A 16,249-nucleotide genomic window follows, 5' to 3' on the forward strand; every position below is an offset into this window, starting at 1 on the left:
TGTCCGCCTGATTGCGCCGCCGATCCCAATGATGCGCGGGCGACTTGCCCGATGCCGTAGCAGCGTCAATTCATGTAGCGCGTTTTTTTGCAAGCATCAGCAGAAAGAAGACGATGAATCCGATCCACGAAAAGAACAGGCTTGCGAGGACGCCCACGAGCTTGGCCTTGCCGGAGTAGTCTTTGTTGAAAAGAACAAGGCAGATCGGGAAAAGGATGAAAAGCAGAAGCCAGGTGATGACAAAAAGATCGCCCATTGCAATCGCCTTGGAGAAGAGGGAGCAATGCCATCGCTATTTTGATGGCGGCGGATGATGGTGTCGCTGCCGCGCATTATGGTGCGGGAGGGCGACTCAGTAGGGTTTGCAGACAACACGGGATGACTCTGCCCAGCAACGCCATCTGCCATAGGTTACTGGGACGCCAGTCATTGTGTAGATGTGGTTGCGCATGCGGTTGCCAGCGGTGCCATTGGGTCCTTCGGCGGTGTAGTCGAACTGGGCACCATTCAGTTGGTCCCATGTCATCGGAATTTTGTTCCCGAATTTGTCTTCCGCAGTTCCGTCGACAAAAGTTATGGTGTTGTTTATTGCTTCCCATTCAACTTGAATCTTCGAGCCGTCGGAGAAAACGATCGTGATGCGCGTCTTCCCCATGCTGTCATTCCACAGGCTGGCGACGGTAACTGCTATCTGATGGACTGTGCCAACCAAAGCGGGAAGTGTGTTTTGCAGGGAGGCGATTTGTGTGGCGCTGTTGAGCCAGTTGGTCAGTTGGGTGCGTGCGGCTCCTGGGCCGGCAACGTCATACGCAGAAAGATTCTGCGTGTCGCCGTTGGTCGTCAAGGTAACGTAGCCCTTCATCGTGCCGCCCGTGCTGTGCCAATAGGAAGCCAGCTCAAGCACCTGCAGTTCAATTTCAGGCTCGATCGGAAGCAAGGTTGTCTCGTTGTAACAGACCCTCCCCTCTTCGCAACTGCGCATGATCTCGTATTTGCGGACTCTGCCTTGCGGCAGGTCGTACACATAATGCGTATCGATTCCGGCCGAACCAGCGCCGCGGCTCTGCGCTTGCGCCTGGTAGGTCGGTTCATTGCAGTTGTCGCAGCGGATGACCGCCGCCGCAGCATCAAAACAGGGTAGGGCGAGCAAGGCGAGCAAGCAACGCTTCATGATCCCTCCATTGGATACAGCGTCCATGGCCGCTCTTCATGAGCAACGGCCCGGAACGTAGCCGGGACTGGAATGACAGTCAAGCCTTTGACGACTAGCGGAGTGCTTTTCCCGAGGTCAATAAAATCAACGCCTTAGGTTATGCGCTGATGTCCGACAGCAATTATGCCTAGCCTGAATCCAAGCAAGGCTAGGCCTGCCGGAGGAACACTAAGGCAGGCCTTGCAAGGCTGTCAATCATTGTTTGTTGCATTTGAATCATTTTGTTTCATTGCGCTCGCCGTGAGCATGTCGCGTCGCGGCGTTACCTCGCACTCACCGAATGCACCGCCTCCACCAGCACCGCGACATGATCCGGGTTCATGTCCGGGGACATGCCGTGGCCGAGGTTGAAGATGTGGCCGTCGCGGGAGCCGTTGTTGCCGGCGGCGTAGCTGTCGAGGGCGCGGCGGACTTCGTGGCGGATCGCGTCGGGGCTGCCGTAGAGCGTGCAGGGGTCGAGGTTGCCCTGCAGTGCGACCTTGCCGCCGGTGCGGCGCGCCGCTTCTCCAAGCTCGATCAGCCAGTCGACGCCGACGCCTTCGGTGCCCGAGGCGGCGAGGTCTTCGAGATACGCGGCATTGCCCTTGCCGAAGAGGATCAGCGGCGTGCGCTCGGCGCCTTCGCCGCGCTCCAGCTCCTTGGCGATGCGCACGAGGTAGGGCAGCGAGAATTCGCGGTACATCGCGGGGCTCAGCACGCCGCCCCAGGTGTCGAACACCTGCAGTGCCTGTGCGCCGGCGGCACGCTGCGCGGCGAGGTAGGCGATCACCGCGTCGGTGTTCACCGACAGGATGCGGTGCAGCAGTTCGGGCGCGTTCAAGGCCATCGCCTTGATCTTCGAGAAGTTGTCGCTGCCGCCGCCTTCGACCATGTAGCAGGCGAGCGTCCACGGGCTGCCGGAGAAGCCGATCAGCGGCACGCTGCCGTCGAGCTCGCGGCGGATCACCCGCACCGCGTCCATGACGTAGCGCAGCTCGGTCTCCATGTCGGGCACGGCAAGCTTCGCGACGTCCTCGGCGGTGCGCACCGGGCGCTCGAACTTCGGGCCTTCGCCCTCCGCGAAATACAGGCCCAGGCCCATCGCGTCGGGCACGGTGAGGATGTCGCTGAACAGGATCGCGGCGTCCAGCGGGAAGCGGCGCAGCGGCTGCAGGGTGACTTCGCAGGCGAGGTCCGGGTTCTTCGCCATCGCAAGGAAGCTGCCGGCCTGCTTGCGCGTGGCACGGTACTCCGGCAGGTAGCGACCGGCCTGGCGCATCAGCCACACCGGCGTGCGGTCGGTGGATTCGCGGCGGAGGGCGCGCAGGAGGCGGTCGTTGCGGAGCGGGGAGGCCTGGGTCACGGAAGATCTCGGAAAAATGTGGGAAGTGCGCGGTCGCGGTCAGTTCGGCGCGTCGACGCCTTGCGCGAACACCAGCTGGAAGCCCTTCTTGAGGCTCTGGTCGCGGGCGCGCTCGAACGCGGCGAGCGCGCTGGCGTGATCGGTGAACTGCTCGCGCTTGAGGGTGCTGCGCTTGCCGGTCTGGCCGGTTTCGCGGACCAGGCACCAGCCGCCGAACAGGTCGGCCTCCAGCTGCAGCTGGACGAAGCGCGGGGCTTCTGGGCCGTCGGGACGTTGCTGCAGGAGGAGGCGCATGGCTCGGATTGTAAGGCCTCGGCCCCGGAAAGACGGGGCTCAGCCTTCGCGCAGGGTCTCCAGGACGGCGTCCTCCGGCACGTCGGACACCACCCGGGCCGCGCCCGGGGCTTCCCACAGCACGAAGCGCAGGCCGTGGGCATTCGCCTTCTTGTCCAGGCGCATGCGCGCCAGCAGCAGGTCCGGATCCAGCCCGGCGGGGATGCGCGTGGGCAAGCCGAAGCCCTCAAGCAGGGCCTGGATCCGCGCGGTGTCGGCTGCGGCGGCCATGCCGAGATGAGCCGACAGCCGTGCCGCCAGCACCATGCCCACGGCCACGGCCTCGCCGTGGTTCAGGGCCGCGTTGCCGACGCCGCTGTAGCCCTGTTCGGCCTCGATGGCGTGGCCGAAGGTGTGGCCGAGGTTGAGCAGGGCGCGATCGCCGTGCTCGAACGGATCGCGCTCGACGATGTCTGCCTTGTGCTGGCAGCTGCGGGCGATGGCCTCGGTCAGGGCGGCGGGGTCGCGGGTGAGCAGGGCGGCGGCATGGGCTTCCAGCCAGTCGAGGAACGGGGCGTCGCAGATTCCGCCGTACTTGATGACTTCGGCCAGCCCGGCACGCAGCTCGCGGTCGGGCAGCGTCGCCAAGGCCGTGGTGTCGGCGAACACCGCGCGCGGCGGGTGGAAGGCGCCGACCAGGTTCTTGCCTTCCGGCAGGTCCACGGCGGTCTTGCCGCCCACCGAGGAATCGACCATCGCCAGCAGGGTGGTCGGCAGCTGGATGCAGTCGATGCCGCGCATCCAGCATGCCGCCGCGAAGCCGGCGAGGTCGCCGACCACGCCGCCGCCGAGCGCGAGCACGCAGGCGTCGCGGGTCGCGCCGAGCTGGGCCAGGGCGCCGAGCACGTCGCCGAAATGCGCCAGGGTCTTGGCCTGTTCGCCGGCCGGGATGACCGCGCGCTCGATGCGCAGATCGGGACGCGCGTTGTGCAGCGCGACTTCGACGCGGCGCGCGTACAGCGGCGCGACGTGGGCATCGCTGACGAGCAGGGCGTGGCGTCCGCGCACGCGCGCGGCGAGGGCGATGCCGTCGTCGAGCAGGCCGTCGCCGATGCTGATGTGGTAGGGGTGTTGGCCGCCGACATGGACGACGCGCGCTGCGGTGGGGGTCATTGCGATTCCGGTGTGGCGGGCGCGACGGCGGGGCGCCACGCGGCATGGAGGCGTTCGATGAGGCGGGCGGCGGCGGTGTCCTTGTCCAGCCCGGCGGGCTCGAACACCAGGTCGGCGGTCTCGGCGTACAGCGGCGCGCGGAAAGCGGCGAGGCGCTCCAGCACCGCTTCGCGGTCGTCGCCGGCGATCAGCGGCCGGCTGGTGTCGTCGGCGAGGCGGCGCAGCTGCTCGGGGACATCGATCTTCAGGTACACCACGAAGCCGTGGCGGCGCATCGCCGCGCGGTTGTCGTCGGCGAGCACCGCGCCGCCGCCGCTGGCCAGCACGCAGGCCGGCCCGGCCAGCACGTCGACCAGTGCGGCGCGCTCCCGGGCGCGGAACCCGGCCTCGCCTTCGTCGGCGAAGAGTGCCGGGATGTCGCGGCCCGCGCGCGCCTCGATCTCGCGGTCGAGATCGACGAACGGCAGCGCATAGGCTTGCGCCAGCCGGCGGCCGAGCGAGCTCTTGCCGGCGCCCATCGGACCGACCAGGACGAGGTGGTGTGCGGGTTGCATCGGCGGATTTTAGCAGTTGGATGTTGCACGGCCGGCGCGGACGATGCGCCGGACCCGGCGGTCGCGGTCCAGGTGCAGCGTCAGTTCGGCGATGTCGGGCAGGGTGCGCATCGCCTGTCGGCTCACCCGCTCGAACAGGCGCACGAAACGTTCGACCTGTGCGCGAGACATGCCGGCGCGGCCGGGCCGGGCCGCGCGGGCGGCGCATTCCTGCTGCCAGCGCCAGCCCGGCACGCAGTCGAAGGCCGGCGGATGCAGCCAGGCGAGTCGGTCCAGGCGTGCCCACAGGGCCGGGTAGTCATGGGCCAATGCCCGATGGCAATGACGACGCCACACGCCGTCGGGATCCTCGTCTCGTTCCAGCGCGTTCACCGGCCGGCGCAGGGCATCGGCGGGCTGGGCCGGGACCTTCAGGCACCAGCCCTCGAACACCAGCAGGTCCAGCGGCCCGACCGTCCTCCAGCGCGACGGCGGCAGGCGCCGGTCGGTGAGCTTGTCGAAACGCGGCAGCCGGGTCGCGCGGCCCGCGCGCACCGCGCAGGCCAGGGCGATGTCGTGCGTGCCCGGCGGCCCGCGCGTGGCGAGCAGCGGATGCACCTCGCGGGCGAGACGCAGGCGTTCGCGGCGACCCAGGTAGACATCGTCGATCGACAGCGTCGCCGCGCGCAGGCGGCGGCTTTCCGCAAGGGCGACGACCTGCGCGGCCAGCGTCGACTTGCCCGAGCCCTGCAGCCCGGCGATGGCGCAGACCCGCGCGCCATGCGCCAGCGCATCGTCGAGCACGGCCTGTGCCACGGCATCGTCGAATCCCGCCGTGACGACGCGAGCTGCGGTCGATTTGATCCGTGTCGGGTGCGGTGGCCTCGGCATCGGGCGACAATAGCCCATCGCCGATCACGGCAGCCGATGGATCCCCCACCATGACGCTCTACGCAGAAGCGCTCGCCACGTTTTCCGACCTCTTCGCCCAGGCCAAGGCTGCGGGCATCCCCGAACACACCGCGATGACCGTGGCCACCGCCACGCCGGGCGGCTTGCCGTCCGCGCGGATGGCCCTGCTCAAGGCCCACGACGAACGCGGCTTCGTGTTCTACACCCACCTCGATGGCCGCAAGGGCCGCGAACTGCAGGCCAATCCGCAGTGCGCGCTGCTGTTCTTCTGGAAGGCGCTCGGCGAGGACGGCGTGCAGGTGCGCGTCGAAGGCGAGGTCGAGATCGTCGACGATGCCGAAGCCGACGCCTATTTCGCGATGCGCCCCCGCGACAGCCAGCTCGGCGCCTGGGCCTCGCACCAGTCGGACACGCTGGAGAACCGCGAGACCTTCGAGCAGCGCTTCGCCGACGCGAAGGCGCGCTTCGAAGGCGGCGACGTCCCGCGCCCGCCGCGCTGGGGCGGTTTCCGCGTCAAGCCCCGCGCCATCGAATTCTGGTACGGCGCCCAGTTCCGCCTGCACGAGCGGTATCTCTACGAGCGTGGTGCGGATGGTGCGTGGACGAAGCGGATGCTGTATCCGTGAGTGTGAATCCCGCGCTCTGAAGTCGCTTCTCATGGGTGAGTGCCGCGTCGAGTGAGCCGCGCGACGCGACACAAGGCGTCATCCTCGCGCAAGCGAGGACCCAAGCAAGCATGCAGCTGATGCATGGGTCCTCGCTTGCGCGAGGATGACGATGATTTTTTCGATGCTGTGCACGGCAAGGGCGCAAGGCGTGGTCCGCGTGCGACAGCGGTCATCGTAGACTGTCGGTCCAGCCACGCCACGAACCGCCATGGGCCCGCAACGCATCGTCTGCCTGACCGAAGAACCGACCGAGGTGCTGTACGCGCTCGGCGAGCAGCACCGCATCGTCGGGATCAGCGGGTTCACCGTGCGGCCGGCGATCGCGCGCAGGGAGAAGCCGAAGGTCAGCGCGTTCACGTCGGCGAAGATCGACGAGATCCTGCGCCTGGCGCCGGACTTCGTGGTGGGGTTCTCCGACATCCAGGCGGAGATCGCGTCGGCGCTGATCAAGCAGGGCGTCGAGGTGTGGATCAGCAACCATCGCAGCGTCGAGGGCATCCTCGCCTACGTGCGTCGCCTCGGTGCGCTGGTCGGCGCGGCGGACAAGGCGAATGCGTACGCGGACGAGCTCGCGCGCGGGCTCGATGCCATCGCGGTGGAGGCGGCGACGCTGCCGCGCCGGCCGAAGGTGTATTTCGAGGAATGGGACGATCCGCTGATCAGCGGCATCCGCTGGGTCGCGGAGCTGGTGCGCATCGCCGGCGGCGACGACGTCTTTCCCGAGCGCGCGGCGGAATCGCTGGCGAAGGCGCGCATCCTCGAAGATCCCGATGAAGTCATCCGGCGCGCGCCCGACATCATCCTGGGCTCGTGGTGCGGCAAGAAGTTCAGGCCGGAGAAGGTCGCGGCGCGGCCGGGCTGGGATGCGATCCCGGCGGTGCGCGACGGTGCGCTGCACGAGATCAAGTCGCCGATCATCCTGCAGCCCGGCCCGGCGGCGCTGACCGAGGGCGTGCGCGAGATCGCGCGCGTCATCCGGGCGTGGTCGCGCGGCTGAGCGCGGCCACCGGCGTCGCGCTTCAGTTGACCACGAGTCCGCGCGCGCCGGTCCGGCCCACGATCGCCATGGCGAGCAGGGCCATCAGCAGGGCGATGGCGAAGTTGGCGAGATAGGCGGCCTGCGCCGAGGTCGCCAGCAGCGCGGCGAACAGCGAGCCGCCGACCGCCATCGATCCTGCCACGACCGTCGCTTCGCACAGCTGCAGCGCGGACCCGTTCGCGCCTTCCTCGCCGGGCGCGGACATCGACAGCGCCAGCATCGACAGGCTGGCCGAGATCAGGCCCATGCCGAGGCCGGCGAGGGTCCAGCCGAGGATCGCCAGCCATACCGGCACGCTCGGCCACGTCGCGGCGCAGGTCAGTACGAGGCCGGAGAACACCGCGCCCGTACCGACGCGCAGGAAGCGATGGCGGCTCCAGCCATTTCGGGCGTGGCCCTGGTACTGCGAACCGAGCGACCAGCCGAGCGCGCCGACGCTGAGCGCGACGCCGGCCCAGACCGGCGACAGGCCGCGCTCGCGCGACAGCAGCAGCGGCAGGAAGGCTTCGGTGCCGAAGAACGCGGCGCAGACCAGGCCGCGCAGGGCCACGACGCTGGGCAGTCCGTGCGCGGCGAGCAAGGTGCCGCGCGGCAGCAGCCGCCAGGTGCAGGCGAACGCGAGCGCGGCGCCGGGCACCAGCATCGCCAGCGCCGCGCCGCCACGCGTCTGGCCGCCGAGGTAGAGCAGGCACAGGCCGAGCGCCGCGCCGCAGGCCCACGCCGCGCGCCCGCGACGCGGAACCTGCGCTGCCGTATCGGCATGGCCGCGCAGGGCGGGCCGCAGCATCCATGCGGCGGGCAAGGCCGCCAGCGGCACGGCGAGGAAGACCCAGCGCCAGCCGATGGTGTCGGCCATCCAGCCGCTCAGTGCCGGTCCCAGCAGCGAGGGCACGACCCATGCGGCGGAAAACGCGGCGAACAGGCGTGGACGCAGCGACTGTGGGTAGCAGCGCCCGGCCAGCACGAAAAGCGACACCGAGATCGCGCCCGCGCCCAAGCCCTGCAGCAGGCGGCCGGCGAGGAGCATGCGCATGTCGTTCGCGAGGCCGGCGACCAGCAGACCGATCACGAAGCAGGCCAGTCCGGGCCACAGCGATGTGGCGGGCCCGTGGCGATCGCTCCACTGGCCGCCCACCACCATGCCGACCACGCTCGTGGCCAGGGTGATGCCGAAAGCGAGCGCGTACAGCGGCAGGCCGTCCAGGGCGCGCGCGACGGTGGGCATAGCGGCGGCCACCGCCATGGACTCGAAGGCGACCAGTGCGACGAGAGACACCAGGCCGACCGTGGTGGCGCGGTATTGCGGCGCGAGGATCGATGCGGGTGCGGCCTCGTGCGCCGTGATGGACTCGTCGAAGGTCGTTGCGTCGTGATCGGACATCGGTCTGCTTCGTGGGGAAAGGCGGGCCGGCTTGCGTGGATGCCGACGGCTGGGCAGGATGCAACCTCAACCATGGTTGAGGTCAAGGCATGCGCACATTGGGCATCGGCGATGTCGCCAGGCGCAGCGGACTGGCGGTGTCCGCGCTGCATTTCTACGAACGGCGCGGGCTGATCCGGAGCATCCGCACCGCTGGCAACCAGCGGCGCTACGCGCAGGACGTGCTGCGCCGGCTTGCGGTGATCCGCGTCGCCCAGCGCGTGGGGGTGTCTCTGGATGCGATCGGCCGTGCCTTCGCGGCGCTGCCCGACGAACGCACGCCGACGCGTGCGGAATGGGCGCGGATGTCGGCAGCATGGCGCAGCGAGCTGGATGCGAAGATCCGCGACCTGCAGCACCTGCGCGACCAGCTGACCGATTGCATCGGCTGTGGCTGTCTCTCGCTGCGTCGCTGCCGCCTGAACAACCCGGACGATGCGCTGGGTGAGCAGGGCGATGGGCCGCGTCGGTGGGAGGCGGAGCCGTGATCGCGGGGACTCGAAGTCGTGCTCGTGAGGTCGAATTCGCGACGGAAGAAGCGGGCAACGACGCGGGGCAAAAAGAAGCCCCGGCAAGGCCGGGGCTTCGATGAGACCCGCAGCCGCCTGAGGCGGCTGCGGGCATGTCACGGATGGCGATCCGCCACCGCGATCAGGGCTGCGGGAACAGGTACTGCGCGTTGTAGGTGCCGCTGCCGGAGTACGAACGCACTTCCAGGTAGTAGTAGCCGGCCGTGCCGTTGTAGTTGATCGACTCGGTCGAAGTGGCGCCTTCGCTCTTGGCCACCTGGGTCCAGGCCGAACCGTTCCAGCGGTACATGTACAGGTCGAAGTCGGCATTGCTCGGGCCGGTCAGGCGGGCCTGGTAGGTGCCGTTGCCGCCCTGCTTGTAGCCCTGCGCACTGGGCACGGTGGCGGAACCGCCGCTGGCCAGGCTGCCGCTCTGCGACAGCCAGTTGCCCGTGGACGCCGTACCGGTGAAGTTCTGCCCGGTGACGTTGGCGCCGTTCACCGTCGCGCTGCGGCTGGCCGGCGAGAAGGTGTAGCCGCTCAGCGACGGGGTCAGCGTGTAGGTGCCGTTGGCCAGGTTGGCGAAGGTGAACTGGCCGTTGGCGTTGGTGCTGACCGACGTGCTGCCGTTGCTCACGGTCACGCCGCTGATGGCGGCGCCCGCGCTGGTGGTCACGGTGCCCGACAGCGAATACGCCGTGCTGCTCGACACCGTCACCGACTTGCTGGCCGTGTTGCTGGCGCCGGCGTTGTCGGTCACCGTCAGCGCGACCGTGTAGGTGCCCGCCGCCGCGTAGGTCTTGCTCGGGTTGGCGAGGGTCGAGGTCGTGCTGTCGCCGAAGTTCCAGCTGCGCGCGGCGATGCTGCCGTCGCTGTCGGTCGAGGTGTCGGTGAAGGTGGCCGTCAGGGCGCTGGTGCTGCTGGTGAAGTTCGCGGTCGGCGGCTGGTTGCCGGTGGTGGTGCCCAGCGTGGTCTGCCATGCGCCGCGGCCGTAGGTGCCGGCGGTGAGGATGTGCGGCGAGTTGTCCACTTCCAGGTCGCTGATCACCAGGCCGGCCGGCATGCCGTCGGAGAACGGCGCGAAGTTGGCGCCACCGTCCACGCTTTCGTACACGCCGATGTCGGTGCCGACGAAGATGCGCTGGGTGTTCAGCGGATCGATCGCCACCGTGTTCGCCGGGATGTTCGGCAGGCCGGTGCCCAGCGCGGTCCAGGTGCTGCCGCCGGTGGTCGTGCGGTACAGCTTGGAGCCGCTGAACGCCGCGATGGTGACGAAGGCGCGGCTGCCGTTGGCCGGGTCGATCGCGACGTCGGAGACGCGCGCTGCCGGCAGGTTGCCGGAGACATCGGCGACATTGGTGCTGGCGGCGTTCGCGCTGTAATACACCTTGCCGGCGTCCGTGCCCGCGTAGACGTGCACGTTGCTGCCGATCTTCTTCGCGGTGATGACGCTCACCGTGCCGCCGACGCGCGGGCTGATCGTCGTCCAGCTCATCGTGCTGGCGCTGGTGAGCGCGCGCGAGACGTAGTAGCCGCCGACGAAGTGGTAGCCGCCGGCCACGTCGGTCGGGGTGACCCACGGGAAGCCGCCGCCGGTGAGGCCGTTGCTGCCGGCCGCGGCGAAGGTGCCCGGTGCGCCGGACTGCGTGGAGCGGTAGATCGACGGCGTGCTGCCGCTCGGGTAACCGTTCTGGAACACGATCGCGGCGTTGGTCTCGTCGATGGCGTTCATGAAGCCGTCGCCATTGACGAAGGTGAGGTCCCACACGTTCGAGTTGGTGCGCTTGGACGAGGAGTTGTCCTGCGCGCCGCCGAAGACGATGTTCGGGTCCGTCGGGTGCACCACGATGTCGTAGTACTGGGTGATGTTGAGGTTCGCGTTCATGTTCACCCAGCTGCTGGCGCCGTCGTTGCTGCGCCAGATGCCGCCGTCGCCGCCGACCCAGATGCGGTTCGGGTCATTGAGCGAGTAGCGGACGACATGGGTGTCCTGGTGCACCTGCTGCGAGCTGCCCCAGGTGTTGGTCAGCGTGGTGAACGAACTGCCACCGTTCGTCGAACGGCGCGGACGGATCGCGCCGACGATGATCGTCTGCGGATTGGTCGGATGCACGCCGAGCGACAGGTTGTAGGTGCACTGGCCGTCACAGGCGGTGGTGCTGACCGAGGTCCAGGTGCTGCCGGCGTTGTCCGAGCGATAGAGATTGGTGTTGGTCAGCGCGTAGATCACTGCGGTGTTGCTCGGTGCCACGGCCAGGCGCATGCGGCTGGCGGTATTGGCCGCGCCGAGCAGGGTCCAGGTGGCGCCGCCGTCGGTGGAGCGATACACGCCGCTGCCCGGGGCGCTGGCGAGGAGGGTGCTGGTGCCCGGGAGTGCGACCAGGTCTTCGACCTTGCGATCCATCACCTGGCTCCAGGTCGCGCCCTTGTCGGTGGAGCGGTAGATGCCGCCGTTGGCATCGCCGCCCTGGTTGCAGCGGTCGCCGAAGCCGGCGGCCAGCACCACGTTGGCGTTGTTGGCCTGGGTGACCAGCGAAGTGATGGTCGACAGGTTCATGCCGGAATTGCGCGCCGACCAGTTGATGCCGCCGTCGGTGCTGAGGAACACGCCGTCGCTGAGGTAGCCCGAGCAGTCGCCGTCGAAACGGTCGCCGGTGCCTGCCCACACGTTCTGCGGATTGCCCGCTTCGACGTGGATCGCGCTGATCGACTGCGAGCCGACGTTGACGAAGGTCGGCGTCCAGCTGGCGCCGGCGTCGGTGGTCTTCCACACGCCGCCGTTGGCCGCGCCGATGAAGACGATGCTGTCGTTGGTCGGATGCGGGGTCACGGCATTGATGCGGCCGGCGACGCGGCCCATCACCCAGTTGCCCATCTTCATCGACGACGGGCCGAGCTCGCGCCATGGCGCGGTCTGCGCGCGGCCACTGACGCTGCGCCCGGTGCGCTTCTGGCGGATCAGCTGGTTGCGCAGCACGGTCAGCGCGGCGCGGCGCTGCTTCGCCGCATTCCTGTTCTGCTTCAGGCCGCGCGACTCGATCCACCAGCGCCTGCGCTGTTCGATCTGCCACGCCTCGCCCTTGGTCTTGTCGCCGCGCGCGTCGGGCGCTCGCAGCGGATCATTGCGGTTCTGTTGGGCATCTGCCGTGCCGGGCGCAAGCAGCGCACCGGCGACGACCAGAGAGGCCAGCCCCAGGAATTTCGCTTCCATCTTGAAGACTCCACGTGTGATTTGAATAGTTGTGTGCGATGCAATGACGGCCACCGTTCCGCGCGGTCGAGTGGCAGCATCTGGACGCCTTGCGGTCTTGCTCATGCTGCATTGGCATGACGCATTGCATGCCGCGCCTGCTGTCCGACGCGCATGCCGACGCGGCGGACCACACGGAGGGACGGCGCACACGTTCGCGTCTGCGCGCGAATCGCGTCGATGGCCGGTGGCGGGGCGTGCCGAGCATAGTCAATGCTGCAACGCAAAATCGGTGCGTTTTTCGCAGTTCAGGATCGCGTGGCGCGATATCGCAGTTTCGTGGAATCAATACGTGGGCGTGTGGGATACGAACTGAGACGGTTTTGACGAAAGCGGCGTCGTCTCATGAAAAATCATCATGACCCCACGTTGCGACGGGCGTCGATGCATGCGTCATGTCGCTGCGGATCCATGCGCAGACGTATCGATCCGCATGCAGCGGTCCGCATGCAGCGGGGATGGTTGCGATGATCGGCATCGCACCGGGTAGAGGCGCGTCGTGTCGATCGGGCTCAGTCGGCCACGAATTCGCGCGTGAACTGCATCGTCGAGCGCGCGCCGTCCTCGCGTTCGACGCGCAGGTCGAAGCGCAGCGTGTCCGGCGCGTGGATCTCGGTGGTGCCGATGTAGTCGATCAGCGTCTGTGGCGGCGTCGCGCCCGGCACGTCCGTGCGCAGCTCGCGCAGGGCGACCGTGCTCCGGCGCCCCTGCAGGTCGGTGACGCTCGCCTCGATCTTCGCCGGAACGGCGACGTCCTGGCCGTCCGGTCCGCGACGCACCGACACCAGCAGCAGCGCGGTGCCTTCATCGCGCGCGATGCCGTAGCCGCGCGCCATCGCCTCGTTGAGCAGGTCGGTGCGGACCACGTTCGCGCGCACGGTCACGTCCCCGCTGCGACTCACCGCTTCCTGGGGCGTTTCGATGATCCGAGCCGGCTTCGGTGCGTCGCCGCCGCAACCGGCGAGCGTGAGCGTGCTGGCGAGCCCCGTGCAGGCGAGGGCAATGATGGCGAGGCGAGGCATCGTGCGCATGACGGCTCCTGGGGGATGTGGGGATGCGGACTCAGTCGTTCGCGGCGGACAACTGCCGGCCGCGCTCGGTGGCGTTGGCGATCGCCTGCGCGACCAGCGCGCGGAAACCGCCGGCCTCGAAGGTCTCGACCGCAGCCTGGGTGGTGCCGCCGGGCGAGGTCACGCGGCGGCGCAGCTCGGCCGGCGGTTCGCCGGATTCGGTGAGCATGCGCGCGGCGCCCAGGATGGTCTGCAGCACGAGCGCGCGCGCGGCATCGGCCGGCAGGCCCTCGGCGATGGCGGCGTCCTCCATGGCCTCGGCGAGCAGGAAGATGTAGGCCGGGCCGCTGCCGGAGGTGGCAGTGACCGCGTCCATCTTCGCTTCGTCGTCGATCCAGACGGTCCTGCCGGCGGACGACAGCAGCACGGCGGCGCGCTCGCGGCCGGCGGCATCGACTTCGTCGCTGGCGAACAGCCCGGTCACGCCCGCGCCTAGCAGGGCCGGCGTGTTGGGCATGGTGCGGACCACGGCGACACCGCCGCCCAGCCAGCGCTGCAGCTGCGCGGCGGTGATGCCGGCGGCGATCGAGACCACCAACGGCCGGTTCGTCTGGGCGAGCGGCGCAAGCGCCTCGCAGACCGCGCGCATGACCTGCGGCTTCACCGCGAGCACCCACAGCCCGGCGGCTGCGGCGGCGGTCGCGTTGTCGGCGCCGACCTGCACGCCGAAGTCGGCGGCGAGGGCGTCGCGGAGCACGTCCACCGGCTCGGAGACGTGGATGTCGCCCGGTGCGGTGCCGCGCGAGATCAGGCCGCCGATCAGGCTGCGGGCCATGTTGCCGCCGCCGATGAAGGCGACACTGGACTGGGAACTCATGGGCGCTCCGGGGATGTCGGGGATGTCGGGGATGCGGGTTTCGGTGCGCGCGGCCCGAACAGCGCGCTGCCGACGCGGACCAGGGTCGCGCCTTCGGCGATGGCGAGCGCGTAGTCCTCGCTCATGCCCATCGACAGCGTGTCGATGCCCGGGTGGCGGGCGGCGAGGGCGTCGAACAGGGCGCGCATGCGACGGAAGGCGCTGCGGCGTCGGTCCATGTCGGGGTGCGGTGCGGGGATCGCCATCAGTCCGCGCAGGGCCAGCTGCGGGTACGCGGCGATGGCCTCGGCCAGTGCGTCGATGTCGTCGGGCTGGCAGCCGTGCTTGCTGGCTTCGTCGTCGATGTTCACCTGGATCAGCACGTTCAGCGGGCGCTGGCCGGGGGCGCGGTGCTTCGCCAGCGCCTCCACGAGCTTCGGCCGGTCTACGGTCTGCACCCAGTCGAAGGCCGACGCGGCCTCCTTCGCCTTGTTCGACTGCAGGTGGCCGATCAGGTGCCATTCGATGCCCAGGCCGCCCAGCGCCGGCTGCTTGGCCAGCGCCTCCTGCACGTAGTTCTCGCCGAAGGCCAGCGGGCCGGCCGCCGGGCGCGCGCGCAGCGCGGCGGCGACCGCGGCGATGGCCTCCGCCGGCTGGGTCTTGCTGACCGCCAGCAGGCGGGCGGGCGGGCGGCCGCTGCCTGCCGCGGCGGCCGTCATGCCGGAGAGCAGGGCGTCGAGCGCGGGGTGGGAGTGCGTGTCGGCGTCGGGCATGGCGTCGGGGCGGGCGAGGACGGGTGTCGGTGGGGAGGCGTTCGTGGAGAGGTGTACGAGGACAGCCGCGCCCCGGTTGCGACCGATGTCGCGAACCGGAAGTGTAAGTCCATTCCAACGCACGAACCGCCCGGGTGACAGTCGCGGGTCCGGGGCTATACTCAGGCGGTCGGTGTCACGCGACGCCACCAACGAATTCGAACATCGGGGAACTTGTCATGGATATCGCCGAACTGCTGGCCTTCTCGGTCAAGAACAAGGCCTCGGACCTGCACCTGTCCGCGGGCCTGCCGCCGATGATCCGTGTCGACGGCGACGTCCGCCGGATCAACATCCCCGCGCTCGACCACAAGCAGGTCCATGCGCTGGTCTACGACATCATGTCGGACAAGCAGCGTCGCGACTACGAGGAATTCCTCGAAGTCGACTTCTCGTTCGAGATCCCCGGCCTGGCGCGCTTCCGCGTCAACGCCTTCAACCAGAACCGCGGCGCGGGTGCGGTGTTCCGTACCATTCCCTCGGAAGTGCTGACCCTCGAAGACCTGGCCACGCCGCCGATCTTCCGCGAACTGATCGACCAGCCGCAGGGCCTGATCCTTGTCACCGGTCCGACCGGTTCGGGCAAGTCGACCACGCTGGCGGCGATGATCGACCACATCAACAAGACCGAATACGCGCACATCCTCACCGTCGAGGATCCGATCGAATTCGTGCACACCTCGCAGAAGTGCCTGATCAACCAGCGCGAAGTGCATCGCGACACCCACGGCTTCAACGAGGCGCTGCGCTCGGCCCTCCGTGAAGATCCCGACTACATCCTCGTCGGCGAAATGCGCGACATCGAGACCATCCGCCTGGCGCTGACCGCTGCGGAAACCGGCCATCTCGTGTTCGGCACCCTGCACACCAGCTCGGCGGCGAAGACCGTGGACCGCATCATCGACGTGTTCCCCGCCGGCGAGAAGCCGATGGTGCGTTCGATGCTGTCCGAATCCCTGCGCGCGGTGATTTCGCAGGCGCTGCTGAAGAAGGTCGGCGGCGGCCGTACCGCCGCGTGGGAGATCATGGTCGGCACCCCGGCCATCCGCAACCTGATCCGCGAGGACAAGGTCGCGCAGATGTATTCCTCGATCCAGACCGGCCAGAACTTCGGCATGATGACCCTCGACCAGCACCTGCAGGACCTGGTCAAGCGCAGCCTCATCACCCGCCAGCAGGCCAAGGGCTACGCCAAGGACAAGCGGTTGTTCGAATAACGCCCCGTCGTCGCGCACCGCC

Annotated in this window: 16 protein-coding genes; 4 read left to right on the top strand and 12 right to left on the bottom strand. The window is 68.7% G+C overall.

Annotated features, from left to right (window positions below):
- Positions 1-70 precede the first annotated feature (70 nt).
- From ACFQ0E_RS07120 to ACFQ0E_RS07150, 7 genes are all read right to left on the bottom strand, one after another.
- Entirely contained in the window at positions 71-256 is a 186-nt protein-coding gene (locus tag ACFQ0E_RS07120) for a hypothetical protein (protein WP_386822999.1), read from the bottom strand.
- 96 nt (positions 257-352) lie between these two features.
- Positions 353-1,198: a hypothetical protein gene (locus ACFQ0E_RS07125; protein WP_386823000.1), complete on the bottom strand. Its 846-nt coding sequence runs from the start codon at positions 1,196-1,198 to the stop codon at positions 353-355.
- 277 nt (positions 1,199-1,475) lie between these two features.
- The gene (gene hemE / locus ACFQ0E_RS07130; protein ID WP_386823001.1) at positions 1,476-2,555 is read right to left on the bottom strand and encodes a uroporphyrinogen decarboxylase; all 1,080 of its coding nucleotides are present in this window, start codon (positions 2,553-2,555) and stop codon (positions 1,476-1,478) included.
- Positions 2,556-2,594: 39 nt separating this feature from the next.
- Positions 2,595-2,849 (bottom strand): WGR domain-containing protein, encoded by a 255-nt coding sequence (locus ACFQ0E_RS07135; RefSeq protein WP_386823002.1) that lies wholly within the window; start codon positions 2,847-2,849, stop codon positions 2,595-2,597.
- 39 nt (positions 2,850-2,888) lie between these two features.
- Entirely contained in the window at positions 2,889-4,001 is a 1,113-nt protein-coding gene (gene aroB, locus ACFQ0E_RS07140) for a 3-dehydroquinate synthase (RefSeq protein WP_386823003.1), read from the bottom strand.
- Positions 3,998-4,555, bottom strand: a complete 558-nt coding sequence (locus ACFQ0E_RS07145; RefSeq protein WP_386823004.1) for a shikimate kinase — start codon at positions 4,553-4,555, stop codon at positions 3,998-4,000. Before ACFQ0E_RS07145 ends, aroB begins: the two co-directional genes overlap by 4 nt.
- A 9-nt stretch (positions 4,556-4,564) precedes the next feature.
- The gene (locus ACFQ0E_RS07150; protein ID WP_386823005.1) at positions 4,565-5,425 is read right to left on the bottom strand and encodes a kinase; all 861 of its coding nucleotides are present in this window, start codon (positions 5,423-5,425) and stop codon (positions 4,565-4,567) included.
- Positions 5,426-5,475: 50 nt separating this feature from the next.
- Here ACFQ0E_RS07150 and pdxH point away from each other — a divergent pair, with 50 nt between their 5' ends.
- Positions 5,476-6,072 (top strand): pyridoxamine 5'-phosphate oxidase, encoded by a 597-nt coding sequence (gene pdxH, locus ACFQ0E_RS07155; RefSeq protein WP_386823006.1) that lies wholly within the window; start codon positions 5,476-5,478, stop codon positions 6,070-6,072.
- A 250-nt stretch (positions 6,073-6,322) separates the two neighbouring features.
- On the top strand, positions 6,323-7,111 hold the full coding sequence (locus ACFQ0E_RS07160; protein ID WP_386823007.1) for a cobalamin-binding protein: 789 nt from the start codon (positions 6,323-6,325) through the stop codon (positions 7,109-7,111).
- Positions 7,112-7,133: 22 nt separating this feature from the next.
- On the opposite strand, the gene ACFQ0E_RS07165 is transcribed toward ACFQ0E_RS07160, so the two are convergent.
- Entirely contained in the window at positions 7,134-8,534 is a 1,401-nt protein-coding gene (locus tag ACFQ0E_RS07165; RefSeq protein ID WP_386823008.1) for an MFS transporter, read from the bottom strand.
- Positions 8,535-8,623: 89 nt separating this feature from the next.
- Here ACFQ0E_RS07165 and soxR point away from each other — a divergent pair, with 89 nt between their 5' ends.
- Positions 8,624-9,061: a redox-sensitive transcriptional activator SoxR gene (gene soxR / locus ACFQ0E_RS07170; protein ID WP_386823009.1), complete on the top strand. Its 438-nt coding sequence runs from the start codon at positions 8,624-8,626 to the stop codon at positions 9,059-9,061.
- A gap of 163 nt (positions 9,062-9,224) precedes the next feature.
- Here the strand turns inward: soxR and ACFQ0E_RS07175 are convergent, their stop codons facing one another.
- From ACFQ0E_RS07175 to ACFQ0E_RS07190, 4 genes are all read right to left on the bottom strand, one after another.
- The gene (locus ACFQ0E_RS07175) at positions 9,225-12,293 is read right to left on the bottom strand and encodes a PKD domain-containing protein (RefSeq protein ID WP_386823010.1); all 3,069 of its coding nucleotides are present in this window, start codon (positions 12,291-12,293) and stop codon (positions 9,225-9,227) included.
- Positions 12,294-12,844: 551 nt separating this feature from the next.
- On the bottom strand, positions 12,845-13,363 hold the full coding sequence (locus tag ACFQ0E_RS07180) for a DUF4426 domain-containing protein (RefSeq protein WP_386823011.1): 519 nt from the start codon (positions 13,361-13,363) through the stop codon (positions 12,845-12,847).
- A gap of 31 nt (positions 13,364-13,394) precedes the next feature.
- Positions 13,395-14,219 (bottom strand): pyrroline-5-carboxylate reductase, encoded by an 825-nt coding sequence (proC, locus tag ACFQ0E_RS07185; RefSeq protein WP_386823012.1) that lies wholly within the window; start codon positions 14,217-14,219, stop codon positions 13,395-13,397.
- The gene (locus ACFQ0E_RS07190; protein ID WP_386823013.1) at positions 14,216-14,971 is read right to left on the bottom strand and encodes a YggS family pyridoxal phosphate-dependent enzyme; all 756 of its coding nucleotides are present in this window, start codon (positions 14,969-14,971) and stop codon (positions 14,216-14,218) included. The genes proC and ACFQ0E_RS07190 overlap by 4 nt, the downstream gene beginning before the upstream one ends.
- A gap of 218 nt (positions 14,972-15,189) precedes the next feature.
- Here ACFQ0E_RS07190 and ACFQ0E_RS07195 point away from each other — a divergent pair, with 218 nt between their 5' ends.
- Positions 15,190-16,227: a type IV pilus twitching motility protein PilT gene (locus ACFQ0E_RS07195; protein WP_386823014.1), complete on the top strand. Its 1,038-nt coding sequence runs from the start codon at positions 15,190-15,192 to the stop codon at positions 16,225-16,227.
- Positions 16,228-16,249: the final 22 nt, after the last annotated feature.

The organism is Lysobacter brunescens (genome assembly GCF_042677005.1).
Taxonomy (GTDB): Bacteria; Pseudomonadota; Gammaproteobacteria; order Xanthomonadales; family Xanthomonadaceae; genus Lysobacter_I; species Lysobacter_I brunescens.